Below are 7,864 nucleotides of genomic sequence, written 5' to 3' on the forward strand. Positions count from 1 at the left end.
GCAGCGGCTTTTTTGCCCTAACAGAATAGCGATCTCATGCCCACCCCACGCGAAACCATCTTCGCCGCGCTGCACGCGCGGCTTTCGGCGTTGCCCGCCACCACCCTGCGTGGCGAGGTGCTGCCAGAGCGCGTGCCGGTCGAGGGCCTGCTGATCCTGCGCGACGGTGAGCCCGGAGAGCCGGAGGTGACGCTGTCGCCCCTTCGCTACCATTACCAGCATCGCGCCGAGATCGAGGCTGTCGTGCAGGGCACCGGCCGTGACACCGCCTTCGACACGTTGACCGCCGGCATCGGCGCGGCACTCGCCGCCGACCGCACACTGGGTGGGCTCTGCGACTGGGTCGAGGCGGAAGCGCCGAGGCCGGTCGATTTCCCGGTCGAGGGCACGGCGAGCCTGAAGGCGGCCGTGATCCCGGTCATTCTACACTACACCACGGCCGATCCGCTCGGCTGATCCCGACAACCCGAGGAGAACACCATGGCACGAGCCCAAGGGGCGCGGGCGCAGATGGCGCTTGCGTTCGAGATGACCTATGGCACGCCGCCCGCTGGCGGCTTCACGAAGATGCCCTTCGCCAGCACCACGCTCGGCGCGGAACAGCCGCTTCTGAACTCGGAGATGCTGGGCTACGGCCGCGATCCGCTGGCGCCGATCAAGGATGCGGTCACGGCCGACGGCGACGTCGTCGTGCCGCTCGATGCCGAGGCCTCGGTTTCTGGCTGAAGGCAGCTTTCGGCGCGCCGACGACGACCGGCACCGGCCCCTGGACGCACGAGTTCCAGTCGGGTGCCTGGACCCTGCCGAGCCTCTCTATCGAGACCGGCATGCCGGAGGTGCCGCGCTACGCCATGTATTCCGGTTGCGTGCTCGACCAGATCACCTGGCAGATGCAGCGCTCGGGGCTGCTGACCGCGACCGCCCGGCTGGTGGCGCAGGGCGAGACGGTCGGGACCACGACGAGCGCCGGAACGCCCGCCGCGCTGGAGCTGAAGCGCTTCGGGCATTTCAACGGGTCGATCACCCGCAACGGCTCGGCCCTCGGCAACGTGGTCTCGGCCGACATCACCTATGCCAACAATCTCGACCGGATCGAGACCATCCGCTCGGACGGCCGCATCGACGGGGCGGACCCGTCCATCGCGGCGCTGACGGGCTCGATCGAAGTGCGCTTCGCCGACCAGACGCTGGTGACGCAGGCGATCAACGGCGAGGCCTGCGAGCTCGAGTTCGCCTACGTCCTGCCCTCGGGCGAGAGCTTCACCTTCACGGTGCACGCCGTCTATCTGCCGCGCCCCCGGATCGAGATTTCCGGGCCGCAGGGCGTGCAGGCCACCTTCGACTGGCAGGCCGCCCGCGACAGCACCGTCGGCCGGATGTGCACCGCAACCCTCGTGAACGATGTGGAGACCTATTGATGCTGACGCTCGACCTGACCAACACCCCGCGCTGGCATGATCTCGCCCCCGGCGTCCGGGTGCAGCTGCGACCCCTGACCACCGCGCTGATGGTGGCGACGCGCAGCGATCCGGCTGTGGAGGCAGTTCCGGAAGATGCCAGCGACGAGGAGCGTGCGGTCGCCTTCGCCAAGGCGCTCGCGCGCCGCGCCGTGCTCGCCTGGGAGGGCATCGGCGATGCGGACGGCAAGCTGATCGATCCCAGCCCGGGCGCCATCGACGCCCTGCTCGATGTCTGGCCGATCTTCGAGGCCTTCCAACTGACCTACGTCTCGAAGGGCCTGCTGCTGGAACAGGAAAAAAACGCCTCCGCGCTCTCGCCGAATGGTCCTTCGGCGGGGGCGAGCGCTACTGCGAAGCCTGCGAGCAAGCCTGCCCGGACTGCCCGGCGCGGCTGAACCGTCCGGAAACGCCGGAAGGTTGGCAGGTCTGGGATCTCGTCGGCCGCTTGGCGGTCAGCTGCGCGTGCTGCCGGGCGCCGTGATTGGCTGGGACATGTCGGCGGCGCTGGCCCTCGGGGACGCGCTCGGCGTGCCGCCGCTCGCCATGGCCGAACTGCTGCCCGTCATCGAAGCGGTGATGGTCACCAAGCTCAACGAACAGATGGATCACTCCCATGGCTGAGAAGAGGGTCAGCGTCCGCCTCGCAGCGGTCGGCGGACGGCAGGTGCGCGCCGAGCTGGAAGGTGTCGGCGAAGCCGGGTCGCGCGGCTTCGGACGGCTGAGCCGGGAGATGGAGGCGGTGAACGCCCGGCTCGCGGCTTTCTCGCGCCGGGTCCGGGTCGCGGCAGCCGCTGCGGTGGCCGCCGCAGCCGCCGCTGGCGTGGCGATGATCCGCTCCGGCCTCCAGACGGTCGATGCGCAGGCCAAGCTGGCGCAGTCGCTCGGCACCACCGTCGCCTCGATCCAGACGCTCGAGCGCGCAGGCGAGCTGGCGGGCGTGTCGATGTCCGGTATCGAGCAGGCGACGAAGGACCTGACGCGCCGTCTCAGCCAAGCTGCGGCCGGGACCGGCCCCGCCGCCCGACGCGCTCGACCGGCTGGGGCTCTCGGCCAACGAGCTGATCGCGCTGCCGCTGGACCAGCGGGTTGGTGCGATCAACGCCGCCATCGAGAGTTTCGTGCCTGCCGCCGAGCGCGCCGCCGTTGCGGGGCAGCTTTTCGGCGAGGAAGGCTCCATCGCGATGAGCCGGATCGACACCGCGACGCTGCGCCAGGCGACCGAGGACGTGCTTGCCTTCGGGGTCGTGGTCTCAGAACAGGATGCCGACCAGATCGAGCGGACGAACGATGCAATCTCGCGGCTCGGGCTGATCTGGCGCGGGCTGTCGAACCAGCTTGCTGTCGCCGCTGCTCCGGCGCTCGAATCCGTCGCCGACGCCATGGCGGCTGTCGCGAGCCGCACCGGCCCGCTCGGCATCGCCATTCGCGGGCTTTTCGACAACATCGGCCGCCTCACAACCTATGCCGCCACCTTCGCAACCTTCCTCGCCGGTCGCTGGGTCGCGGGCATGGCAGCTGCTGCGCTCTCCGTGCGCGGCCTCGCCACGGCGCTGGTCGTCCTGCGTGGGGCGTTGATCCGCACCGGCATCGGGGCGCTGATTGTCGGCGCGGGCGAGCTCGTCTACCAGTTCACCCGTCTCGTCTCCGGCGCGGGCGGCTTCGGCGAGGCGATGTCGCTCCTGAAGGACGTCGCGGTCGAGGTCTGGGAGCGGATCAGGATAGGCGCTGCTGCGGCGGGCGCGGCCGCCACGGCGATGTTCTTCGACCTGAAGGCCGACGCCGCATCGGGCATGCAGAGCGCCATCGAGAGCGTCGTCGGTTTCGGCAACACGGCGGCGAACACCTTCGAGGGCGCCTACGAGGCGATCAAGGCGATCTGGGGCCTGCTGCCCGCCGCCATCGGCGATCTGGCGTTCCAGGCGGCCAACAGCCTGGTCGACGGCGTCGAGGCGATGCTGAACGGCGTGGTCTCGCGCATCAACGGCTTCATCGACGGCATCAACCAGGGGCTGGAAGCGCTCGGGTCGGAGCGGCGCATCTCGCTGGTGCCCGACCTCGATCTCGGCGAGATCGAGAACCGTTTCGAGGGTGCAGCCAGTGCCGCCACGACAGCGGCGCAGGCATCATTCGACCGGGCCTTCGAGGACAATCCGCTCACTGCGCCCGATCTCGGCGTGACCGACGCGGCAAACCGGGCGCTCGAATCCGCGAACCTCTATCGCGGCGCGGCCCGCGATCTGGCGGAAGGGGCCCGCGCGCCCCTCGAAAGCTGGCAGGCGCTGCGCGACGCGGTGCGCGGCACCGACGAGGCCAGTGCCGATGCGCTGGCCGCCAGCGGCGCGGCCGAGCGGCTGGAGACGGCGCTCGGCGATGCGGGACGGGCTGCGACTGGTGCCGGTGCGGCGGCCGGAGCTGCTGCCGCGGCAGCGGAGCCCGCGACCGAGGCAGCCGTCACCGGCTGGCAGGCGGTCACTGCGGCGCTGTCGGACTATGCCAGCAAGGCGCGCGAAATCGGCGGCGACATCGGCCAGAGCCTCGTCGGTGCCTTCCAGTCGGCCGAGAACGCGGTGGGCAATTTCGTGAAGACCGGCAAGCTGAACTTCCGCGACCTGGTCACCTCGCTGCTCGCCGATCTCGCCCAGCTCGCGGCGCGCCGGTTCATCCTCGGGCCAATCGCCAATGCGCTCTCGGGCGTGTTCTCCGGCGCGGGCGGCATCTTCGCCAACGTCCTGCACGCGGGCGGGATGGTCGGATCGGCCGGACCTTCGCGGATGGTCCCGGCCATCGCTTTTGCTGCTGCGCCGCGAATGCATGGCGGCGGCATGGCCGGGCTTCGTCACGACGAGGTGCCCGCGATCCTGCAACGCGGCGAGCGCGTGCTGTCGCGTCGCGAGGCGCAGAGCTACGGCGGTGCCGGCGTCAACGTGACCATCATGGCCCGCGACGCCGAAAGCTTCCGGCAGTCGCGCACGCAGGTCGCGGCGGACATCGCCCGTGCCGTGTCCTTCGGGCGGAGGGGCATGTGATGGCGTTTCACGAGCTCCGGTTTCCCGACAACATCAGCCGAGGCGCGCGGGGCGGGCCGGAACGGCGCACGCAGATCATCGAGCTTGCATCGGGCGACGAGGAACGCAACGCCAGCTGGGCCAATTCGCGCCGCCGCTATGACATCGCCTATGGCATCCGCCGCGCGGACGATCTCGCCGCCGTGGTCGCCTTCTTCGAGGCACGCAACGGACGGCTTCACGGTTTCCGCTTCAAGGACTGGGGCGACCACAAGTCCTGCCTGCCATCGGGCACGCCGTCGCCCACTGATCAGGCGATCGGCACCGGCGACGGCGCGACGACCGCCTTCCAGCTCGTGAAGCGCTACGCCTCGGGCGCGCAATCCTGGTCGCGCGCCATCGCCAAGCCGGAGGCGGGCACCGTGCGCATCGCGCTCGGCGGGGTGGAGCAGCTGTCCGGCTGGTCGGTCGATACCGCGACCGGCGTCGTCACCTTCGGCGCCGCGCCGGGCGCTGGCATCGCCCTGACAGCGGGCTTCGAATTCGACGTACCCGTCCGCTTCGACACCGACGTGCTCGACGTGACGCTCGACCTCGAACGGCTCGGCTCGATCACCTCCATTCCGCTTCTGGAGATCCGGCGATGAACGATACCGGCAGTTTCGTTGCGGCCGTGCTGCGCGAACTCGCGGCCTCGACCGCCGTGATCCTCGCCGCCTGGGGCGCGCTCGGGGGCGCGACGAACGCGCTGACCACGAAGATGCGACTGCGCGATGCTCTCCGGCATATCCTGCTCGGCGGGCTGATTGCGGCCGGGATGGGCAGCCTCTCCATGGCCGTGATCACCGCCTGGCTGGGCCTTTCGCCCGAGGCGATCCCCGCGGGCGGGGCGGCGGGCTCGGCCGCCTATCTCGTCGGGGTCTTCGGCCCGGCCTTCATCGAGATGCTGCTCGCCCGCCTGCGCCGCGCCAACGAAGGCGGCGGCGATGAATGACCTTCTCCGCCTCGCGCGCTCTCTCCGCTGCGACCCTGCCGACCCTCGGCAGGCCTTCGCTCACCGCCTGCGTATCGGTCTCGTCGTCGCGGCACTGATCCTGATCCTCTCGCTTCTCAGGTAATCCCATGCACATGACTGACCGGGGCCTGCTGGCCCTCGTCCGGCACGAAGGACTCGTGCCCGGACCCTATCTCGATGTGAAACAGGTCTGGACCTTCGGCATCGGCCACACGGCCGCGGCCGGGCCGCCCGATCCCGCCACCATGCCGCGCGGCATGCCCGCTGATCTTGATGCCGGGATCCGCCAAGCGTTCCGCGTCTTCCGCGCCGACCTCGCGCGCTACGAGGCCGCGGTCCTGCGCGCCGTGAAGGTGCCGCTGGCGCCGCACGAGTTCGATGCACTGGTCAGTTTCCACTACAACACCGGCGGCATCGCGAAAGCCGCGCTGACCCGGCACCTCAACGCCGGCAATCGCGTTGCAGCCGCCGACGCGTTTCTCAACTGGCGGCGACCGGCCTCGATCATTCCGCGCCGGGAAGCCGAGCGCGACCTGTTCCGCCACGCCCGCTATCCCGGCGGCACGATCCCTGTCTGGTCCGTGGGCCGCACGGGCCGGGTGGACTTCTCGCGGCCGATTCGTCGCCTGACCGAGGATGAGGCTCTGGCCTTGGCTCGCGGGCCGTCGCCGCTGCCGAGGCCGCCGGTCCTCGATCCTGCGCCCGACGCGCCGACTGGCTGGCTCGTTCGGCTGGCCGCCTTCTTCTCCACCCTGATCCGGAGGGCCTGACTCATGCGCTACGTCCGACCCAACTCGCTCACCTGGTGGGCGGGACTTCTCGCCATGCTCACCGGCATCGCCTCCCTCGCGCTGCCCGCCACCGGGCCGCTCGGGGAACTGTCCCGGCTCGTCGTGCTGCTCGCCGGCTCTGGCGATGCCTCGCCCGCAGGGCTGATGTTCCTCGGTTTGGGCCTGATCGGTCTGCGCGACCGGATCGAGCGCGGGTTCCGCGGCGATGCTTGAGTTCTTCGCCGGTGTGGTCCTGGGCGGCAGCTCGGGGTCTTCGTCGTCGCCCTCTGCGTGACCGCCGGGCGCGGGGAGCGGGACGATGGCTGAACTTCTGATCTGGCTGGTCGCGGCTCTGGGCGCGGTCGGGGGCGTCGTCCTCGGCCGGGTCTGCGGCCGCGTGGAAGGGGGACGCGCAGGCAAACGGAAGGCGGAACGCGATGCCATGGAAGACAAGAACAAGCGTGTCGAGCGCGGGCGGGATGCGGTTCGTGACGGCCGCGGCGCTGGCGATCCTGCTGACCGGCTGCGCCGCAACGATGGGGGCTGGTGACGCCGGCTGCGCCTCCTATGCCGAGGCGCGGCTCGCCCGGCCGCCCGCCGAGACTGTCGCAGCCGTGCCGCCGGACTGGGCGAGCTGGATCGCCGATCTCGACGACCGAATGACGGGAACCTGCCGATGAAGACCCTCGATCCCTCGCTGCAGGCCCATCTCGACGAGGGCACGACCACGCTTGCCTGGTGCTGGCGGATCACGCGTGCCGATGGCGTCACCTTCGGTTTCACTGACCACGACCGGACGCTGGGCTTCGACGGCACCGACTTCGAGCCCGAGAGCGGGCTGATCGCCTCGGAGGTCCGTTCTGGTTTGGACCTGTCGGTCGATGCGCAGGATGCCGAGGGCGTGCTGACCTCGGACCGCATCACCGAGATCGACATACTCGATGGGCGCTGGGACAACGCCGAGGTAGAGGTCTGGCGGGTGAACTGGGCCGACACGAGCCAGCGCGTCCTCATGCGTCGCGGGGCCATTGGCCAGATCCGGCGCGGGCGGCTTGCCTTCGTCGCGGAGGTGCGCTCGCTCGCCCATGTGCTGGGCCAGACGGTCGGCCGGACCTTCCAGGCGACCTGCGACGCCGAACTCGGCGACGCGCACTGCGGCGTCAATCTCGAGGACCCCGCCTTCAAGGGCACGGGCGCGGTGATCGACCTTTTGCGCGACCGGGCCTTCACCGCCTCGGGGCTCGGCGGCTTCACCTCAGGCTGGTTCACCTTCGGCACCATCGAATGGACCAGCGGCGCGAACGCCGGGCGACGCACCGAGGTTTTGGGCCATGACGTGACGGACGGCATCGCGGTGCTGACCCTGCTCGAAGCGCCGGTGCGCGCGATCGCCGAGGGCGACGCCTTCACCATCCGCGCGGGCTGCGACAAGCGCATGGAAACCTGTGGCGCGAAGTTCACGAACACCGTCAACTTCCGCGGCTTCCCGCACATCCCCGGCCAGGACGCCGTCCTCCGCTACGCCACGAAGGATGGTGGGCACGAGGGCGGCGTTCTCTGAGCATGCTGGAAGAGAACGCCGCCGTTTTCAGGACGACGGCTTCGTCGGCACGG

Annotated in this window: 11 protein-coding genes and 1 pseudogene; 11 read left to right on the top strand and 1 reads right to left on the bottom strand. The window is 70.2% G+C overall.

What is annotated here, in order from left to right:
- Positions 1-36: 36 nt before the first annotated feature.
- From A6302_RS18185 to A6302_RS22410, 4 genes and pseudogenes are all read left to right on the top strand, one after another.
- Positions 37-456 (top strand): nucleoside phosphorylase-I family protein, encoded by a 420-nt coding sequence (locus A6302_RS18185; protein WP_069308224.1) that lies wholly within the window; start codon positions 37-39, stop codon positions 454-456.
- Positions 457-528: 72 nt separating this feature from the next.
- Positions 529-1,418, top strand: a pseudogene (locus A6302_RS18190) (phage tail tube protein).
- On the top strand, positions 1,418-1,855 hold the full coding sequence (locus A6302_RS18195) for a hypothetical protein (protein ID WP_069308225.1): 438 nt from the start codon (positions 1,418-1,420) through the stop codon (positions 1,853-1,855). Before A6302_RS18190 ends, A6302_RS18195 begins: the two are co-directional and overlap by 1 nt.
- A gap of 22 nt (positions 1,856-1,877) precedes the next feature.
- Positions 1,878-2,081, top strand: a complete 204-nt coding sequence (locus A6302_RS22410; RefSeq protein WP_141703916.1) for a DUF7697 family protein — start codon at positions 1,878-1,880, stop codon at positions 2,079-2,081.
- Here the strand turns inward: A6302_RS22410 and A6302_RS22415 are convergent.
- Positions 2,050-2,568 (bottom strand): hypothetical protein, encoded by a 519-nt coding sequence (locus tag A6302_RS22415; RefSeq protein ID WP_141703918.1) that lies wholly within the window; start codon positions 2,566-2,568, stop codon positions 2,050-2,052. The genes A6302_RS22410 and A6302_RS22415 overlap by 32 nt on opposite strands.
- A gap of 10 nt (positions 2,569-2,578) precedes the next feature.
- On the opposite strand from A6302_RS22415, the gene A6302_RS18200 reads away from it, so the two are divergent.
- From A6302_RS18200 to A6302_RS18230, 7 genes are all read left to right on the top strand, one after another.
- On the top strand, positions 2,579-4,486 hold the full coding sequence (locus A6302_RS18200; RefSeq protein WP_210183386.1) for a phage tail tape measure C-terminal domain-containing protein: 1,908 nt from the start codon (positions 2,579-2,581) through the stop codon (positions 4,484-4,486).
- Positions 4,486-5,112: a DUF2460 domain-containing protein gene (locus A6302_RS18205; protein WP_069308226.1), complete on the top strand. Its 627-nt coding sequence runs from the start codon at positions 4,486-4,488 to the stop codon at positions 5,110-5,112. The genes A6302_RS18200 and A6302_RS18205 overlap by 1 nt, the downstream gene beginning before the upstream one ends.
- Positions 5,109-5,459 carry a hypothetical protein gene (locus A6302_RS18210; RefSeq protein WP_069308227.1) on the top strand — a complete coding sequence of 117 codons (351 nt, stop codon included), beginning with the start codon at positions 5,109-5,111 and terminating at the stop codon, positions 5,457-5,459. Before A6302_RS18205 ends, A6302_RS18210 begins: the two co-directional genes overlap by 4 nt.
- A 134-nt stretch (positions 5,460-5,593) precedes the next feature.
- Entirely contained in the window at positions 5,594-6,250 is a 657-nt protein-coding gene (locus A6302_RS18215; protein ID WP_425349176.1) for a lysozyme, read from the top strand.
- A 3-nt stretch (positions 6,251-6,253) separates the two neighbouring features.
- Complete coding sequence (locus tag A6302_RS18220) at positions 6,254-6,484, top strand: hypothetical protein (protein WP_069308229.1); 231 nt, start codon at positions 6,254-6,256, stop codon at positions 6,482-6,484.
- Between the two features lie 254 nt (positions 6,485-6,738).
- Positions 6,739-6,930 (top strand): hypothetical protein, encoded by a 192-nt coding sequence (locus A6302_RS18225; protein ID WP_141703920.1) that lies wholly within the window; start codon positions 6,739-6,741, stop codon positions 6,928-6,930.
- Positions 6,927-7,811: a DUF2163 domain-containing protein gene (locus A6302_RS18230; protein WP_069308231.1), complete on the top strand. Its 885-nt coding sequence runs from the start codon at positions 6,927-6,929 to the stop codon at positions 7,809-7,811. The genes A6302_RS18225 and A6302_RS18230 overlap by 4 nt, the downstream gene beginning before the upstream one ends.
- Positions 7,812-7,864 lie beyond the last annotated feature (53 nt).

It is taken from the genome of Methylobrevis pamukkalensis (genome assembly GCF_001720135.1).
In the GTDB taxonomy this organism is placed as follows: domain Bacteria; phylum Pseudomonadota; class Alphaproteobacteria; order Rhizobiales; family Pleomorphomonadaceae; genus Methylobrevis; species Methylobrevis pamukkalensis.

Coding starts and splice junctions, on each gene's coding strand:
- A6302_RS18185 (WP_069308224.1), top strand. CDS start 37: ATGCCCACCCCACGCGAAACCATCTTCGCCGCGCTGCACGCGCGGCTT.
- A6302_RS18195 (WP_069308225.1), top strand. CDS start 1,418: ATGCTGACGCTCGACCTGACCAACACCCCGCGCTGGCATGATCTCGCC.
- A6302_RS22415 (WP_141703918.1), bottom strand. CDS start 2,568: ATGGCGGCGTTGATCGCACCAACCCGCTGGTCCAGCGGCAGCGCGATC.
- A6302_RS18205 (WP_069308226.1), top strand. CDS start 4,486: ATGGCGTTTCACGAGCTCCGGTTTCCCGACAACATCAGCCGAGGCGCG.
- A6302_RS18210 (WP_069308227.1), top strand. CDS start 5,109: ATGAACGATACCGGCAGTTTCGTTGCGGCCGTGCTGCGCGAACTCGCG.
- A6302_RS18215 (WP_425349176.1), top strand. CDS start 5,594: ATGACTGACCGGGGCCTGCTGGCCCTCGTCCGGCACGAAGGACTCGTG.
- A6302_RS18220 (WP_069308229.1), top strand. CDS start 6,254: ATGCGCTACGTCCGACCCAACTCGCTCACCTGGTGGGCGGGACTTCTC.
- A6302_RS18230 (WP_069308231.1), top strand. CDS start 6,927: ATGAAGACCCTCGATCCCTCGCTGCAGGCCCATCTCGACGAGGGCACG.